Here is a 15,744-nt window from a genome sequence, read left to right as displayed (position 1 = left end):
CCGGTCCCGCGCTCAGGACAGGCCCACGTAGGTGGCCGAGTAGCCGAAGCCGACGACGTCGTCGCGGCCGTCGCCGTCGACGTCCCCGAGCAGGCGCGGATACCGCGCCGGGTCCCAGCCGTCCGCCCAGCCGAAGGAGGTGGACTTCAGGACGGGGCCCGCGAAGAAGTCGTCGTCCCCGTAGGCCACGAGCACGCCCGCGTATCCGAAGCCGACCACGTCCAGGATCCCGTCGCCGTTGATGTCCGCGAGGTCGCGGGGGTGCCGGTCGGTGCGCCAGCCCTGGGCCACGCCGAAGTCGGCGAGCTCGAGCGAGACCGGCTGGTACCTGGGCTCGCCCGGGGCGGAGGGCCGGGAGTAGGCGGCGAGGACCCCGCGGTGGCCGAAGCCGACCACGTCCGGGGGAAGGTGGCCGCTGACGTTGCCGACGACCCGGGGGTGCTGGTCGACGCGCCACCCCTGGGCGTAGCCGAAGTCGCGGATCTCCAGGGCAGGCTGGGTGAACGTGTCCCCGAGCGCCGAGAAGTAGGAGACGTAGGTGCCGGCGTCGCCGAAGCCCACGATGTCGGCCGTCCCGTTGCCGTCCATGTCGGCGAGCAACCGGGGGTTCTTCTCGATCCGCCAGCCGCGGTCCCAGCCGTAGCTGTCGATCCGCTTGCCGGTGCCGTCGAAGGTGCGGTCCGCCCGGCCGTGGGAGATGGTCACGCCGGAGTACCCGAAGCCGACGATGTCCGCCGTCCCGTTCCCGGAGAGGTCGGCCAGCTCCCGGACGTGCCGGTCGACCCGCCAGCCCTGGTCCCAGCCGAAGTCGCGGACCTTGAGCCGCGGCGCGGTGAAGCTGCCGTCGGGCTGCGCGTAGGAGACCATCACGCCGGCGTAGCCGAAGCCGACGAGATCGTCCCGGCCGTCGCCGTCGACGTCGGCGACCGTGCGCGGATGCCGGTCGGTGCGCCAGCCCTGCGCGGTGCCGAAGTCGCGGACCCTCAGCACCGGCGCGGCGAACGTGCCGTTGGCCTGGCCGTGGGCGACGAAGACGCCGGGACCGCCGAAGGCCACGACGTCGGCGCGGCCGTCCCCGTTGACGTCGGCGAGCTCGCGCACGTGCTGGTCGACCCGCCAGCCGTCGACGTAGGAGAGGAACCCCTGGGTGGACACGGCGTGGGCCGGTCCGGCGAGAGCGATGCCGGTGGTGGCCAGCGCCGCCGCGGAGAGCCCGGTGAGCAGCCGGGCCGTCGGTGAGCGTTTCATGGTGGAACCTCCAGGTTCCGAGGAGCGGAGAACTCGGTCCGGATCGCCGGACGGCGGGTGGGACGCCGGTCGGCCCCCACCGCCCGGCGATCGGCCGTGCGCTCGGCCGGGGTCCCGGGACCGTGGGTCCACCGGTGACCGCCCTCTGCCGAGCGGACGGAACTGCTGGTGGGACCAGTCTAGATCCGTGCGTATGCGATCGCTAAGTGTTCTCCGTGCCGTGCTGAATCGTTATCCCGGATCCGTGACCGGAGGCCCGGGTCCCCGTCCCGGGGCCGCTCACCGGCGGATGCCGCGCCGGAAGTACAGGACCGGGCCCACGAAGTTGACGGCGATGATCGCGGCCCACTTCCCCTTGCCGCCGTCGACCTCCGCCGCGGGCCGCAGGGCGAGGTCCGCCCAGGCGGTGGCCGCCAGCGAGACCTGCACGGACGCCAGCGTCAGCAGCGCGGTCCGCTGCCCCGGCGTGAGGTCCTTCCACCGGGTGCTCCTCCTGGTGCCGATGCGCGTCATGGTCGTCCTCCCGGTGCTCGGGGACTCGGGGTCCCGGCGGCCGCTCCGCGGGCGGCCCGTGGCACTCATGCTGGTGCGGGCGCCGCCGGCAGTCAACGCCTGACCGGCACGCGGGCCCGGGCGCCGGTCAGACGCTGAGGTCGGGCCACAGGACGCGGAACGCCACCGCCCAGCCGGCGACCCAGGCCAGGGACAGGGTCAGCAGCGCCGCCCCGGCCACGGCGACCACCCCGGCGCGGCGCCGGAGCGTGCCGGCCAGGTGCCACGCGGCGGGCACCGCGCCGAGGACCCCCAGCAGCAGGACCGCCTGCCCGAGGCGGGTGAGGGGCCGCACCAGGGACAGGTCCGGCTGGACGCTCGCGGCGAACAGCACGAGCCCCGCCAGCACGGCCGCCGGGGCGGCGTAGGCCAGCCGCCGCACGCGCCGGGGACGGGCGCCGGTGTCCGGCGGGCCCCACCGCCGGCGCCGCCGCAGCCGGTTCACCGGCCAGGCGACCAGCGTCACGACGAGGACCAGCAGCGCCGCCAGCAGCAGCACGTGGGGCACGAAGAGCCCGTGCCAGGCGCTCACCCTGCCCTCGGTGCGGTAGGCGACCAGCGCGACGTCCCGGACCCCGTCCCCGTCGGCCCGCGCCGCGAGGGTGGCCGTGCCCCCGGGCTCCCGCCACAGCCACGGCTCGGCCTCGCGCATCGTGGTGGGGGGAGCCCCGAGGGACCGGACGCGGATCGTCCCGTCCGGGCCGGCGGTCACCGTGGTGATCGCGAGCGACCCCACCAGCGCCGCGGCGCTCGACGCCGCCCGGCGTTCGCCGCGGTAGTGGCCGGCCACGGCGGCTGCCCGCTCCGCCGCGCCGGGCGGGAGCGCCGGCGCCGCCCGCTCGGGCGGGGCGACGTACCGGCGGGCGAACTGCTCGACCAGCTGCTGCCGCAGCACCGCGGTGCTGAGCGCGCGCACCCCGTTGCCGTTGAGGGAGACGAACAGACCCGCGTCCGCGCCGGGGAACAGGGCCAGCTCGCTGTGGAACAGGTCGGTGTCGCCGCCGTGGGAGAGCACCCGCTCCCCATGCACCTCGTGGCCCCGGAAGCCCAGGGTCATCTGCTCCGCGGCGCCGAGCCCGCCGAGGGACGCGGGCGGCAGCGCCGGGGCGTGCATGGCCGCCAGCGCCTCGGCGCCCAGGACGCCGTCGGGGCCGTGGCCCAGGTGCAGGTTCAGGAACGCGGCCATGTCCCGCGCGGTGCTGCTCACGGATCCGGCGGGCGGGACGGAGATGTGCTCGAACGGCCCGGCCTCGGCACCCGGCGCCGGGAAACCGCCGGCCATCCGGACGGACAGCTCCGGCGGGAGCGGCTGCTCGGCGGTGCTGGAGGTCATGCCCAGCGGGTCGAGGACCTCGCGGCGCACGTACTCCTCGAACGGGACGCCGGTGACCTGCTGGACGACGTAGCCGGCCAGCGCCAGGCCGTAGTTGGAGTACGCGGGGGTGGTGCCCGGCGCGAAGAGCTGCTGCGGCGGGTCCTCGGCCAGCTCGGTGCGCAGGTCGCGGACCTTCCCGGCGTCCGGGGTGATGAGGTGGTCCACGCGCTCCTCGAAGCCGGCGGTGTGGCTCAGCAGGTGCCGCAGCGTCACCGTTCCGAGGGGGAGCTCGAGCGGGAAGTCGAGGTGCTCGCGGACGTCGCCGTCCAGGTCCAGGGCACCGCGCTCCACCTGCTGCAGCACGGCGGTGGCCGTGAAGAGCTTGGACACCGAGCCGATCCGGAACAGGTGGTGCCCGGGGTCCACGGGGGTGGCGCCCGGCACGGACCGGGGACGGTCCGCCGCGCCGAAGCCGCGCAGCGTGACGACCTCGCCGCCGGAGACGACCGCCACCGTCGCCCCCGGGAGCTGTTCGGCGTCCAGGAGGGCGGGGACCAGGCCGTCGAGCCACGTGTCGACCTCCTCGGTGCTCAGCTCCCGCACGGCCTGCCCCGCGCGCTCCTGCGCGGCGGCGGGAGGCGGCGCCGCCGGGTGCGCGAGCAGCAGCAGCGCCGCGAGGACCAGCACGAGCGCCGCCCGGGGGCCCCTCGGGGCGGCCACGCGGAACGACGACGGTGCCGGGAGCCGGTGCACGCGCATGGGGCCATCCTGCTCCACCGCCGGGTCCCGTGTCCGAGTGTGACCGAGGATTCCGGGCGTCGGCGGACTCCGGCGCCCGCGGCGGGGCCGGCGCCGGGCCGGCGGTCTAGCCTGGGAGGCATGACCCGGTCCCGGACCTTGTCGCCGTCTGTCCCCGTCCCCGTTCGGGGGTCGGGCGCCCGCGCGGCCGCCGCCGCCGTGCCGCTCGGGGTCCGGCCGTGACCGGGCGGCTGCCGCGCGGCGCCCGCCGGCACTGGGCGGACCTGGAGCGCCCGGGCCACCCGGTGCCGCCCCCTGTGGACACCGCGGCGTTCGCCGGCCTGCCCGAGCCCGCGCGCCGCTGGCTGGAGCACGCCGTGCCGCCCGGCACCCCGGCGTGGGTCTCGGCGGAGCTGTCGATGCGCGGCGAGATCCGGCTCGGCGGCGCGTGGCGCCCCTTTTCCGCCCGGCAGCTCATCACCCCCGGGATCGGCTTCGTCTGGGCCGCCCGCACCCGGGTCCTCGGCCTGCCGGTCGCGGGCTATGACCGGTACGGGCCCGGCGGGGGCGAGCTGCGGTGGCGGCTGCTGGGCCTCGTGCCCGTGCTGTCCGCCGCGGGACCGGACATCACGCGCAGCGCCGCCGGGCGGCTCGCCGGCGAGGCGGTCGTCGTGCCGTCGGCCTGCCCGGCCGCCGCGTGGTCTGAGGGGCCCGTCCCGGACACCGCCGTCATGACCTGGGTCCTCGACGGGGAGCGCGAGGACGCCCTGATCCGGGTCGACCCGGACGGCCGGCTCCGGGAGTTGAGCATGCAGCGGTGGGGCGACCCCGACGGCACCGGGTACGGCCGCCACCCCTTCGGGGTCGCGTTCTCCGAGGAGGCCGATCTCGCCGGCGTGCGCGTGGCCACCGTCCTGCGCGCCGGCTGGGCCTGGGGCACCGACCGGCAGGCCGAGGGCGAGTTCTTCCGGGCGCGGATCGAGGACGTCCGGTTCCGCTGAGCGGCCCTCCCGGCACGGGACTCCCCGAACGGGGCGACCTGCCCGTGAGGCCGTCCGGTCAGCGGGCCGGTCCCTGGTCGACCGGTCCGTCCCCGGGCCGGTCCTGCGGTCGGTCGTACGGCCGGTCCCCGGGCCGGTCGTGCGGCCGGTCGGGCGCCAGGGAGGACCACGGCACCGGCGCCGCCGCGGGGGACGGCGGCTCGACCGGCCCCTGGTCGAGCCGGAACGGCGGATACTCGTCCCGCAGGAGCAGCACGTAGGCGAGGACCCGGTTGACCCAGCGGTTGATGCCCACGACCAGCGCGAACAGCTCGGGACGGTACCGGCCCGTGAAGAGCAGGACCACGGCGGCCACCAGCACGAGCAGCCCGAGCAGGGACGGTCCCCAGCTGGTGGTCGTCGTGCCGTCGCCGCCGCCGCGGGTGGTGCTCCACGTGCCGCCGCCGCCCGTGAGCACCCCGACGATCAGCAGGTGCGGGATCGCCAGGAGCCACCACTTCACGAGCACGAGACCGCGGGAGAGCCGCTCCGGGTAGGCGACCTCCAGCTGCGCCGGGTGGTCCGCGCGGGCCAGGGTGAAGGGCGGGTACCGGTCGGTGCCCAGGGCGGAGTAGGAGTAGAACGCCACCCGCCAGCTCCATCGCAGGACCCCCACGCTGAAGGAGAACCACGAGGGCGGGTACCGGCCCGTGAACAGGATGGCGAACCCGGCGGCGACCGTGGTGACCACCAGGGCGAACCACAGCACGGCCAGTACGATCAGGTGCGGGACCACCAGCAGCCACTTGACCAGCCACCGCCACCGGGACAGCCCCGCGTCGAGGAAGCCGGTCAGGCGTACGGGCGAGACCGGCGGCGGGGTCCGGTCCCGCCCCGGGTTCTCGGCGAGGGCCGCGCCCGGGCCCGTGCCGCGCGGCGGGGTGCGCGGGTCGATGTCCCTGCCGAGTCCGGCGGCGCCGAGCAGCAGCAGCGGGAGGCCCACGACCAGTCCGGCCAGCCCGCCGACCAGCTGGCCGCCGGCCAGGGGGCCCAGGAGGTCGGAGCGCGCCCCGAGCTGCAGGTCCGCCCAGACCGGCCGGGTGGCGTCGGCGTTCATCACCACGAGCGTCCAGCTGCCCGAGCGCAGGTCCAGGGTCAGCTCCCGGGTGCCGGGGCCCTGGTCCGAGTCGGCCCAGAAGGTCTGGTTCCCGGGCCGGTCGGGCACCCGCTCGCCGGGCACCCGGGCCCGCGTGTCGTCCCCGGACTCCGTGGCGCGGCCGAGCTCGGCGTGGGCGACGCCGTCGAGGTACCGGTCGACGTCGGCGGTCTCGGCCACGCCCACGAAGATGTCCTGCTGCGGGTCGGCCGCCGTCACGCGCACCTGCACCCTGCCGAGCTGGTCGAGGAAGGGCACGGGGGAGAGCTGGGCGTCGCCGACGTCGAGCACGGCGGGCGGGCCCACCAGGGCGTAGGTGATGGTCTGGTGCCGGTCCGGGGACGCGGTGAGGAAGCGCCCGTCCTGCTGGGCCGCGGCCGCGCCGGCGAGGACCAGACCGCTCACGAGCGCCGCCAGGCCCAGGGCGGTCAGCAGGGTGCCCAGGACCAGCAGCACCCACTGCCCGGGTCTGGTGCGGCGCGGGGCGTCCTGTCGGTCGGCCGGACGGGGTGGGCGGGAGGCGGGGTGCTCGTTCACGGGAGCTCCTGAGGAGTCGGGCGGTGGCCGGAGCCCGGTGCGGGGCGTCCGCGGGATGTCGGCGGGTGGTCTCTTCGATGTGCTTCCCGGGTCCGCTGCCCTGTGGTGCGGTCCCTGCGGTGCGGTGCGGTGCGGTGCGGCTCGGTCCCGGCCCGGGGCCGGTGGGGCCGGGGCTCACCCGCGCAGGACGGCGGCCCCCGTGATCCGGTCCGCGGCCAGGTCGGCGAGGGCCCGGTCCGCGGCGCGCAGGGGGTAGGGGACGGTGGTGGGGCGCAGTCCCAGCCGGACGGCCAGCCGCAGGAACTCCTCGCCGTCCTGCCGGGTGTTGGCGGTCACGCTGCGCAGCTGCCGCTCCTGGAAGAGCTCCGCGGCGTAGTCGAGGGCCGGGACGTCGCTGAGGTGGATCCCGGCGACGGCCAAGGTGCCGCCCCGGTCCAGGGCGCGCAGCGCCGGGGGGACGAGGGTGCCCACGGGGGCGAAGAGGATCGCCGCGTCCAGCGGCACCGGCGGAGGCTCGTCGGCCTCCCCCACGAAGGCGGCGCCCAGATCGCGGGCCAGCTCGCGCGCCGCCTCCGAGCGGGTCATGACGTGGACCTCCGCGCCCTGGTGCAGGGCCACCTGGGCGGCGAGGTGGGCGGACGCGCCGAAGCCGTAGATGCCCAGCCGGCCCCCGGGCGGCAGCTGGGCCCGCCGCAGCGCCCGGTAGCCGATGATCCCGGCGCACAGCAGGGGGGCCGCGTGCTCGTCGTCGAACTCCTCGGGCAGGCGGTAGGCGAAGGCCTCCGGGGCCAGGGTGAGCTCCGCGTAGCCGCCGTCCTGGTCCCACCCGGTGAAGCGCGGGGCGGTGCAGAGGTTCTCCCGGCCGCGGCGGCAGAACCGGCAGCGGCCGCAGGTGTGCCGCAGCCACGCGACGCCCACGCGCTCGCCCTTCCGGAACCGGGCGCAGCCGGGACCCGCGCCCACCACCTCGCCGACGATCTCGTGGCCCGGGATCACCCCCGCCCGGTGCAGCGGGAGGTCGCCCTCCACGAGGTGCAGGTCGGTGCGGCACACCCCGCAGGCCCGCACCCGGAGGAGCAGCTCCCCGGGCCCCGGCACGGGGTCGGGGCACTGCCCGAAGCGCATCGGCCCGCCGGCCGCGGGACCGGGCTCATCGATCCACCACGCACGCATGCTGTCCTCGTCGATCCCCCGGGGAGGGCTCCGGCCGCGGCCGTGACCCCTGTCCTGGCTCCGAGTCTAGGAACGGATCGGGGGCGCCGTCAGGAAACGAGGAATGTTAATGCCCAGCCCCGGAGCCCGGGGCCGTGCGGGCCGCCCCCGCTTCTCGGCGGGAGGTGTTCCCAATCGGGACGCGGGGGACGAGCATGGGGGGACGAAGGACCGCGCGGGTGCGGCCCGCGTCGCAGGCACCCGGGCGGAACCCGATCCGGCGCGCGACGAGAGGACTCAGGGATGACCGAGCGCATCGACCGATGGCCCACGGGGGCTCCGTGCTGGGCGGACATCATGGTCTCGGACCTGGACCGTTCCATGGACTTCTACGCGAGCGTGCTCGGGTGGCGGTTCACGCCCTCGGACCCGGAGTACGGCGGCTACTGCAACGCCCTGGTGGACGGCCAGCCGGTGGCGGGGATGTCCCCCGCGCTGCCCGAGATGGAGGACGACCCGCACGCGTGGGCGGTCTACCTCGCGTCCGACGACATCGTGGCCACGGGCAGGGCCGCGGTGGCGGCCGGTGCCCGGCAGCTGTTCGAGCCGATGGCGGTGGGCAGCTTCGGCACCATGGGCGTGTGGATCGACCCCACGGGGGCGGCCTTCGGGGTGTGGCAGCCGCAGGAGCACACCGGGTTCAGCATCGTCGGCAAGCACGGGACCGTGGCCTGGTGCGACCTCCTGACCACCGATCAGGCGGCCGCCGAGCGGTTCTACGCCGAGGTCTTCGGCTACACGTACCAGGACATCGGGACGCGGCACGAGGCGTACGCCGTGTTCACGGTCCCGGGCATGGACCGTTCGGCCGGCGGCATCGGCGTGGCCGCCGAGGACGTCGACCACCTGCAGGAGGCGCCGCCGCTGTGGTGGGTCTGCTTCGAGGTCGACGACGCCGACACCGCCGCCGAGCGGGTCGTCGCCGCGGGGGGCGCTCTGGTCCAGGAGCCGGAGGAGTTCGGCTACGGGGAGCTGGTGTTCGCCGCCGGCCCGGACGGCGAGCGCTTCGCCATGATGGGCCCGTCCTCGGAGGACTGGACGGAAGAGGACGACGAGGACGACGACGGCACCGACGGGGACGCCGGCCGCCCGTGAGCACAACCCCTGCCCGCTCCGGCAGGCCGCGGGCCGGGGCGTGGGGCGGCGGCCCGGTGCCTCAGGGCGTCGGGGTCAGAACATCCCCACGACGGCGCCGACGAACCACAGCACCACGAACAGCGCCACGAGGCCGATGATGACGGCCAGCGCGAGCTTCCCCTTCGAGGAGTCGCCGGGCCGGTCGACGTCGAGCTCGGGGTTGGTCGGGCCCACGCCCGAGCCGGCGTCGGGAGGGGTGTCGCCCTCGATGCTCAGGCCGGACTCCTCGTTCAAGGCGTCACCGGCCTTCTTCGGGTCGTTGCGTTCCTGCTCGGGATTGATCTCGGCCACGGGGTCCTGCTCTCTTCCGGTGGGACGTGCTGGGACGGGTGCTCCCAGCAGAATAGCAAGCTTACTGGTGAAACGGCCGGGGTCGCCCGGGTGCGCCGGGAACGGGCGACCCGGTGTGCGCGATCGGAAACATGCCCGCCACGCGGGCATGAGATGACTTGAGTGCAACTCGTGGTATCACTTGTACCGTGTGGTACCCGTCACACGCCTGCCGGCAGTCCGGGGACCCGCGTCCCCGCTCCGCCACCCGGAGCCGGTCCTGCCGCTCGCCCCTCGAGGAGTCCGTTCATGTCCACGCCATCCCGTCCGGGGCGCGCCCGCCGCCCCCTCGCCGTCACCTCCCTGGCCGCCGTGGCCGCCCTCGTCCTCACCGGCTGCCTCTCCTCGGACCGCGAGGAGGGGGGAGCCGGCGCCACCCAGGCCGCAGCCGGCGGCGACGTCGACGGTACGTTCGTCTTCGCGGCGTCGTCCGATCCCAAGACCCTCGACCCGGCGTTCGCGCAGGACGGGGAGTCCTTCCGCGTCTCCCGCCAGATCTTCGAGGGTCTCGTGGGCGTGCAGGAGGGCTCGGCGGACCCCGAGCCCCTGCTCGCCGAGTCGTGGGAGCAGTCCGAGGACGGGCGGACCTACACGTTCCAGCTCCGGGAGGGCGTCACCTTCCACGACGGCACGGCGTTCGACGCCGAGGCCGTCTGCGCGAACTTCGAGCGCTGGTACAACTTCGAGGGCCTCCTGCAGTCCGAGAACATGGCCTACTACTACGGCTCGCTGTTCAAGGGCTTCGCGGACGCCCCCGAGGACGCCATCTACTCCGGCTGCGAGGCCACGGGGGAGGGGGAGGCCGAGGTGACCCTGAACAAGCCGTTCGCCGGTTTCATCGCCGCCCTGTCCCTGCCGGCGTTCGCCATGCAGTCCCCCACGGCCCTCGAGGAGTACGGCGCGGACACCGCCGGCGGCACGGAGGAGTCCCCGGAGCTCTCCGAGTACGCCCAGGGCCACCCGGTGGGCACCGGACCGTTCCGGTTCGACTCCTGGGACGTGGGCAACCAGGTGGTCCTGGCCGCCCACGACGACTACTGGGGCGAGCAGGGCCAGGTCACCGACGTGATCTTCCGGATCATCGACGACCCCCAGGCCCGCCGCCAGGCGCTCGAGTCCGGCAGCGTGGACGGCTACGACCTGGTGGCCCCGGCCGACACGCAGGCCCTGACGGACGCCGGCTACAACGTGGTCACCCGCGACCCGTTCACGATCCTGTACCTCGGCTTCAACCAGGCGCAGGAGGAGCTCGCGGACGTCGACGTCCGCCGCGCCATCGCGCACGCCATCGACAAGGAGGCCCTGGTCTCCCAGACGCTGCCCGAGGGCACCACGGTGGCCACCCAGTTCATCCCGGAGTCCGTCAACGGCTACAACCAGGACGTCACCGAGTACGCGTACGACCCCGAGCGGGCCCGCGAGCTGCTCGCGGAGGCCGGCTACGCCGACGGCCTGGAGCTGGACTTCAGCTACCCGACCGGCGTCTCCCGCCCCTACATGCCGAACCCCGAGCAGACCTTCACCACGCTCACCGCGCAGCTGGAGGAGGTGGGCATCACCGTGAACCCGCAGCCGGACAAGTGGTCCCCGGACTACCTCGACCGCATCAACGGCACCCCGGACCACGACCTGCACCTGCTCGGCTGGACCGGGGACTACAACGACACCGACAACTTCGTGGGCGTGTTCTTCGGCCGGGAGAAGCCCGAGTTCGGCTTCGCGGACCCCGAGCTGTTCCGGGCGCTGGCCGAGGCCCGCGAGCTGACCAGCGTCGAGGAGCAGACGCCGGTCTACGAGGACATCAACGAGCAGATCATGCAGCTGCTGCCGGCGGTGCCCCTGGCCAACCCGGCGCCGTCGCTGGCCTTCGACCCCCGGGTGGAGTCCTACCCGGTGAGCCCGGTCAACGACGAGGTCTTCAACAGGATCGAGCTCAGCGAGTGAGCCCGGGTCCGGGGCGGCGCAGCGCGCGCCGCCCCGGACCGCCCCCGCCGTCCTCCCGGCGGTCCTCCCCTCTGCCCCTCTCCGTCCGGAAGGACCGGAATGCTCCGCGTCATCGGCAAGCGGCTCGCCCTGCTCGTCCCCACCCTCCTCGGCCTGTCGGTCCTGCTCTTCGCGTGGGTCCGCGCCCTGCCCGGCGGGCCGGCCACCGCCCTGCTGGGGGACAAGGCCACCCCCGAGGCCGTGGCCCGCATCAACGAGGTCTACGGCTTCGACCGCCCCCTGCTCGAGCAGTACGTCGTCTACACGGGTCAGCTCCTCCGGGGGGACTTCGGCGCCTCCATCGTGACCGGCCGGCCCGTGGTCGAGGAGTTCCTCACCCGCTTCCCCGCCACCCTGGAGCTCGCGCTCGTGGCGCTGGTCTTCGCCGTGGGCATCGGGGTCCCGCTCGGCTACGTGGCCGCCCGCCACCGCGGCAGGCTCCTGGACCACTCCTCGGTGGTGCTGTCCCTGCTGGGCGTCACCGTCCCCGTGTTCTTCCTGGCGTTCATCCTCAAGTGGCTGCTCGCGATCCAGGTCCCGCTCTTCCCGGCGGACGGACGGCAGGACCCGCGCATCGACGCGACGCACCACACCAACTTCTTCGTCCTCGACGGCGTCCTCACGGGCGAGTGGGACGCGGCGTGGGACGCGCTCCTGCACCTGGTCCTGCCGGGCGTGGCCCTGGGCACGATCCCGCTGGCGATCATCGTGCGCATCACCCGCGCCTCGGTGCTGGAGGTCCAGAGCGCGGACTACGTGCGCACCGCCCGCGCCAAGGGCCTGACGCGCGGTCTGATCCGCGGCCGCTACATCCTGCGCAACGCCATGCTCCCCGTGGTCACCACCATCGGCCTGCAGACCGGCCTGCTGATCTCCGGGGCCGTGCTCACCGAGACCGTCTTCGCGTTCAACGGCATCGGCCGGTTCCTGCGGGACGCGATCTTCACCCTCGACTACCCCGTGCTGCAGGGCTTCATCATCTTCATCGCCCTGGCCTACTCCCTGATCAACCTGCTGGTGGACATCTCCTACAGCCTCATCGACCCCCGGGTGCGTGTCCAGTGAGCGCCACACTTCCCCCCGCCCCCTCAGGTCCCTCGCACACCGAGGGCCCCGAGGCCGTCACGACCACCCCGGGCACCACCGCGGCGGTCGGCACGAGCCTGTGGAAGGACGCCTTCCGCCGGCTGCGCCGCAATCCCGCGGCCATCGCCGGGGCCGTGATCGTCGGCGTCTTCCTGCTCGTGGCCCTCCTGGCCCCGTGGCTCGCCCCGTTCGGCGGCGAGGAGTTGCCCGGGCGCACCGAGATCACCCCCACCACCATCCCCGGCCCCGGGGAGGTCGAGGGCTATCCGCTGGGCCTGGACCGCTTCGGCGGGGACCTGCTGTCCAAGCTGATCTGGGGGGCCCGCGCCTCCCTGGTGATCGGGGTGGTCTCCACCGCCCTGGGCCTGGTCGGCGGAATGGTCCTCGGCCTGCTGGCCGGCGGCCTCGGCGGCTGGGTGGACAGCGTGATCATGCGCTTCGTGGACATCCTGCTCTCCGTGCCCAACCTGCTGCTGGCCGTGTCCATCGCCGCGATCATGGGGCAGAGCCAGTGGGCCGTGATGATCGCGATCGGCGCCTCCCAGGTGCCCATCTTCGCCCGCCTGCTGCGCTCCTCGATGCTGTCCCAGCGGGGCGCCGACTACATCCTCGCCGCCCAGACCCTGGGCCTGTCCCGCCGCACCATCACCATGAGCCACCTGCTGCCCAACAGCACCGGGCCGGTCATCGTCCAGGGCACCCTGACGCTGGCCACCGCGGTGATCGACGCGGCCGCCCTGTCCTTCCTGGGCCTGGGCGGCGGCGTGCCGCAGACGGCGGAGTGGGGCCGCATGCTCACCTACGCCCAGGCCGAGCTGTCGATCGCCCCGCAGCTGGCGTTCCTGCCCGGCCTGTGCATCGCCGTCACCGCCCTGGGCTTCACCCTGCTGGGGGAGTCCCTGCGCGAGTCCCTCGACCCCAAGTCACGAACCGCGTGAGGTGCACCGACCGATGAGACCGGAGAACCACGCCCCGGGGGCGGACGCCGCCCCGCTGCTCGAGGTCGAGAACCTCGCCGTGGCCTTCAGCACGATGAACGGGCCGGTCCAGGCCGTGCACGAGGCGTCCCTGACCCTGCGCGAGGGCCGGACCCTCGCCATCGTGGGGGAGTCCGGCTCGGGCAAGTCCACCACCGCCATGTCCGTGATCGGACTGCTGCCCGGCAACGGCCGGGTCACCGGCGGCTCCGTCCGCTTCGCGGGCCAGGAGCTCGTGGGCCTGGACGAGGCGCGGATGCGGCGGATCCGCGGCCGGCAGATCGGTCTCGTCCCGCAGGACCCCATGTCCAACCTCAACCCCGTGACCACGGTCGGCCGCCAGGTGGCCGAGACCCTGCTCGTGCACGGACTGGCCACCCGCCGGGACGTGGACGAGAAGGTCGTGGCGGCGCTCGCGGCCGCGGGGCTGCCCGAGCCCGAGCGGCGCGCCCGGCAGTACCCGCACGAGTTCTCCGGGGGCATGCGCCAGCGCGCGCTCATCGCGATCGGGCTCGCCTGCCGGCCGCGGCTGCTCATCGCCGACGAGCCGACGTCCGCCCTCGACGTCACCGTGCAGCGCACCATCCTGGACCAGATCGAGCGGATGACCGAGGAGATCGGCACGTCCGTGCTGCTCATCACCCACGACCTGGGCCTGGCCGCGGAGCGCGCCCAGGACATCGTGGTGATGCACCGCGGGCGGATCGTCGAGGCCGGCCCGTCCGCCCGGGTGCTCGAGGACCCGCAGGACGAGTACACCCGCCGCCTCGTGCAGGCGGCGCCCTCGGTGGCCGCGGCCCGGGTGGGCCGGCAGGCCGTCCCGTCGCCGGGCCGGACGGGAGCGGGTGCGACGGCGGCGGCTCCGGCGGCGGCCGGGGCCGCGGCCCGGGAGCCGCTGGTGGTGATCGAGAACCTCACCAAGGTCTTCAAGGGGCGGCTGGGCCAGGCGGACTTCACGGCGGTCCAGGACGTCTCCCTCACGGTGCCCCGCGGCAGGACCGTGGCGATCGTGGGCGAGTCCGGGTCGGGGAAGACGACGACGGCGCGGATGCTGCTGAAGCTCTACGAGCCCACCTCCGGGTCGATCCGCTTCGACGGCCAGGACGTGACGGCACTCCGGGGCAGGCAGCTGGCCGCGTTCCGGCAGCGGGTCCAGCCGATCTTCCAGGACCCGTACTCGTCCCTCAACCCGATGTTCACGATCGGGCGGATCGTCGAGGAGCCGCTGTCCACCTACGGCCGCGGCACCCGGGCGGAGCGCCAGGACCGGGTGAAGTGGCTGCTCGAGGAGGTCGCCCTGCCGCCCTCGACGGTCAACCGCTACCCCAACGAGCTCTCCGGCGGCCAGCGCCAGCGCGTGGCGATCGCCCGGGCGCTCGCCCTGCAGCCGGAGCTGATCGTGTGCGACGAGCCGGTGTCCGCGCTCGACGTGCTCGTGCAGAAGCAGATCCTGGACCTGCTGGGGCGGCTCCAGGACGAGTTCGGGCTGTCCTACCTGTTCATCTCGCACGACCTCGCGGTGGTCCGGCTGATCTCGGACGAGGTGTGCGTGATGAAGGACGGCCGGCTGGTGGAGGCCGGCGCGAGTGAGGAGATCTTCACCGACCCGCAGCACCCGTACACCCGGCAGCTACTGGCCTCGATCCCCGGCAACGAGCTGCGCGTGGGGGCCTGAGACCGGCCGGGCGGCCGCGCTCAGCGCAGCGGTGCCGCCGCGGCCAGCCCCGCGAGCACCGCGAGCACGGTCAGCGCGCCGGTGCCCGCGGCGTTGAGCACCGCCCGGAGCGTCCAGCCGTCCCGGACCAGCCGCACGGTGTCGGCCATCGCGGTGGAGAAGGTGGTGTATCCGCCGCAGAAGCCGATCACGGCGACCGACGCCGCGGGCCCGCCCAGCACCCCGGCCAGTGCGGCCCCGGACAGGAGGCCGGCCAGGAACGAGCCGCTCACGTTGACGACCACGGTGCCGGCGGGGAAGGACGTCCCCCACCGCTGCCGCACGGTCCCGTCCACCGCGAACCGGGCCATCGCGCCCAGTCCGCCGAGGAGGCAGATCAGCAGGGCGGTCACGCGCGCCGCCCGAGGGCCGCGAGGACGGTGCCGGCGAGGCACGCCAGGAACCCGCAGAGCAGTGAGATCCCCACGTAGGCCAGCGCCTGTCCCGCGGCCCCGCCGGTCAGCAGCCGCTCGGTCTCGAGGGCGAGCGAGGAGAATGTCGTGAAGCCGCCCAGCGCCCCGGTGCCCGCGCCGAGGCGCAGCAGCATCCCGCGGGGGGTCTCCGCACCGCGCCGCAGGAGGGCCTCCAGGAGCATCCCCAGCAGGAACGCCCCGATCAGGTTCGCGGTCAGGGTGGCCAGGGGCCAGCCGGCCACCGTCGGCACCAGCTCGGCGAGTCCGTGGCGGGCGCCGGTGCCCAGCGCCCCGCCGGCCCCCACGGCGAGGACCAGCAGCAGGCGCCGGTGCGGCGGTCGGCTCATGGGGGTGCTCCTCGGGGGC

General features: G+C 74.7%; 14 protein-coding genes. 6 read left to right on the top strand and 8 right to left on the bottom strand.

Annotation, left to right across the window (positions count from 1 at the left end; genetic code table 11):
• Window positions 1-12 precede the first annotated feature (12 nt).
• The 3 genes from RF644_RS16770 to RF644_RS16760 all read right to left on the bottom strand — a co-directional run bounded on the left by RF644_RS16770 (window position 13) and on the right by RF644_RS16760 (window position 3,874).
• Window positions 13-1,248 (bottom strand): FG-GAP repeat domain-containing protein, encoded by a 1,236-nt coding sequence (locus tag RF644_RS16770; protein ID WP_368797341.1) that lies wholly within the window; start codon window positions 1,246-1,248, stop codon window positions 13-15.
• A gap of 279 nt (window positions 1,249-1,527) precedes the next feature.
• On the bottom strand, window positions 1,528-1,761 hold the full coding sequence (locus RF644_RS16765; protein WP_368797340.1) for a hypothetical protein: 234 nt from the start codon (window positions 1,759-1,761) through the stop codon (window positions 1,528-1,530).
• A 127-nt stretch (window positions 1,762-1,888) separates the two neighbouring features.
• Window positions 1,889-3,874, bottom strand: coding sequence for a serine hydrolase domain-containing protein (locus tag RF644_RS16760; RefSeq protein ID WP_368797339.1), 1,986 nt, complete (start codon window positions 3,872-3,874; stop codon window positions 1,889-1,891).
• Window positions 3,875-4,092: 218 nt separating this feature from the next.
• Here RF644_RS16760 and RF644_RS16755 point away from each other — a divergent pair, with 218 nt between their 5' ends.
• Window positions 4,093-4,854 carry a DUF6544 family protein gene (locus RF644_RS16755; RefSeq protein ID WP_368797338.1) on the top strand — a complete coding sequence of 254 codons (762 nt, stop codon included), beginning with the start codon at window positions 4,093-4,095 and terminating at the stop codon, window positions 4,852-4,854.
• 58 nt (window positions 4,855-4,912) lie between these two features.
• Here RF644_RS16755 and RF644_RS16750 read toward each other — a convergent pair whose 3' ends face one another.
• Complete coding sequence (locus RF644_RS16750; protein WP_368797337.1) at window positions 4,913-6,526, bottom strand: DUF4389 domain-containing protein; 1,614 nt, start codon at window positions 6,524-6,526, stop codon at window positions 4,913-4,915.
• Between the two features lie 174 nt (window positions 6,527-6,700).
• Window positions 6,701-7,699, bottom strand: a complete 999-nt coding sequence (locus tag RF644_RS16745; RefSeq protein WP_368797336.1) for a zinc-dependent alcohol dehydrogenase family protein — start codon at window positions 7,697-7,699, stop codon at window positions 6,701-6,703.
• A gap of 282 nt (window positions 7,700-7,981) precedes the next feature.
• Here RF644_RS16745 and RF644_RS16740 point away from each other — a divergent pair, with 282 nt between their 5' ends.
• Window positions 7,982-8,833, top strand: coding sequence for a VOC family protein (locus RF644_RS16740; RefSeq protein ID WP_368797335.1), 852 nt, complete (start codon window positions 7,982-7,984; stop codon window positions 8,831-8,833).
• Window positions 8,834-8,908: 75 nt separating this feature from the next.
• Here RF644_RS16740 and RF644_RS16735 read toward each other — a convergent pair whose 3' ends face one another.
• Window positions 8,909-9,166 carry a DUF6480 family protein gene (locus RF644_RS16735; protein WP_052132666.1) on the bottom strand — a complete coding sequence of 86 codons (258 nt, stop codon included), beginning with the start codon at window positions 9,164-9,166 and terminating at the stop codon, window positions 8,909-8,911.
• Window positions 9,167-9,454: 288 nt separating this feature from the next.
• On the opposite strand from RF644_RS16735, the gene RF644_RS16730 reads away from it, so the two are divergent.
• The 4 genes from RF644_RS16730 (at window position 9,455) to RF644_RS16715 (ending at window position 14,926) form a co-directional block, all read left to right on the top strand.
• The gene (locus tag RF644_RS16730; protein ID WP_368797334.1) at window positions 9,455-11,149 is read left to right on the top strand and encodes an ABC transporter substrate-binding protein; all 1,695 of its coding nucleotides are present in this window, start codon (window positions 9,455-9,457) and stop codon (window positions 11,147-11,149) included.
• Between the two features lie 99 nt (window positions 11,150-11,248).
• Window positions 11,249-12,253: an ABC transporter permease gene (locus RF644_RS16725; protein WP_368797333.1), complete on the top strand. Its 1,005-nt coding sequence runs from the start codon at window positions 11,249-11,251 to the stop codon at window positions 12,251-12,253.
• Window positions 12,250-13,212 carry an ABC transporter permease gene (locus RF644_RS16720; protein ID WP_017834715.1) on the top strand — a complete coding sequence of 321 codons (963 nt, stop codon included), beginning with the start codon at window positions 12,250-12,252 and terminating at the stop codon, window positions 13,210-13,212. Before RF644_RS16725 ends, RF644_RS16720 begins: the two co-directional genes overlap by 4 nt.
• Window positions 13,213-13,225: 13 nt before the next feature.
• On the top strand, window positions 13,226-14,926 hold the full coding sequence (locus RF644_RS16715) for an ABC transporter ATP-binding protein (RefSeq protein WP_368797332.1): 1,701 nt from the start codon (window positions 13,226-13,228) through the stop codon (window positions 14,924-14,926).
• A 20-nt stretch (window positions 14,927-14,946) separates the two neighbouring features.
• Here RF644_RS16715 and RF644_RS16710 read toward each other — a convergent pair whose 3' ends face one another.
• Both RF644_RS16710 and RF644_RS16705 read right to left on the bottom strand, forming a co-directional pair.
• On the bottom strand, window positions 14,947-15,318 hold the full coding sequence (locus RF644_RS16710; RefSeq protein WP_368797331.1) for a CrcB family protein: 372 nt from the start codon (window positions 15,316-15,318) through the stop codon (window positions 14,947-14,949).
• Window positions 15,315-15,725 (bottom strand): CrcB family protein, encoded by a 411-nt coding sequence (locus tag RF644_RS16705; RefSeq protein ID WP_368797330.1) that lies wholly within the window; start codon window positions 15,723-15,725, stop codon window positions 15,315-15,317. Before RF644_RS16705 ends, RF644_RS16710 begins: the two co-directional genes overlap by 4 nt.
• Window positions 15,726-15,744 lie beyond the last annotated feature (19 nt).

The sequence above is a fragment of the Kocuria sp. CPCC 205258 genome, from assembly GCF_040981005.1.
In the GTDB taxonomy this organism is placed as follows: domain Bacteria; phylum Actinomycetota; class Actinomycetes; order Actinomycetales; family Micrococcaceae; genus Kocuria; species Kocuria rosea.
Note: the sequence above shows the minus strand (reverse complement) of the source record. Positions and strands in the feature narration are given on the sequence as shown.

What these genes read in the sequence shown, in the direction of transcription:
- RF644_RS16745 (WP_368797336.1), bottom strand. Translation starts at nt 7,699, where the DNA reads ATGCGTGCGTGGTGGATCGATGAGCCCGGTCCCGCGGCCGGCGGGCCG.
- RF644_RS16760 (WP_368797339.1), bottom strand. Translation starts at nt 3,874, where the DNA reads ATGCGCGTGCACCGGCTCCCGGCACCGTCGTCGTTCCGCGTGGCCGCC.
- RF644_RS16705 (WP_368797330.1), bottom strand. Translation starts at nt 15,725, where the DNA reads ATGAGCCGACCGCCGCACCGGCGCCTGCTGCTGGTCCTCGCCGTGGGG.
- RF644_RS16730 (WP_368797334.1), top strand. Translation starts at nt 9,455, where the DNA reads ATGTCCACGCCATCCCGTCCGGGGCGCGCCCGCCGCCCCCTCGCCGTC.
- RF644_RS16725 (WP_368797333.1), top strand. Translation starts at nt 11,249, where the DNA reads ATGCTCCGCGTCATCGGCAAGCGGCTCGCCCTGCTCGTCCCCACCCTC.
- RF644_RS16715 (WP_368797332.1), top strand. Translation starts at nt 13,226, where the DNA reads ATGAGACCGGAGAACCACGCCCCGGGGGCGGACGCCGCCCCGCTGCTC.
- RF644_RS16770 (WP_368797341.1), bottom strand. Translation starts at nt 1,248, where the DNA reads ATGAAACGCTCACCGACGGCCCGGCTGCTCACCGGGCTCTCCGCGGCG.
- RF644_RS16765 (WP_368797340.1), bottom strand. Translation starts at nt 1,761, where the DNA reads ATGACGCGCATCGGCACCAGGAGGAGCACCCGGTGGAAGGACCTCACG.
- RF644_RS16740 (WP_368797335.1), top strand. Translation starts at nt 7,982, where the DNA reads ATGACCGAGCGCATCGACCGATGGCCCACGGGGGCTCCGTGCTGGGCG.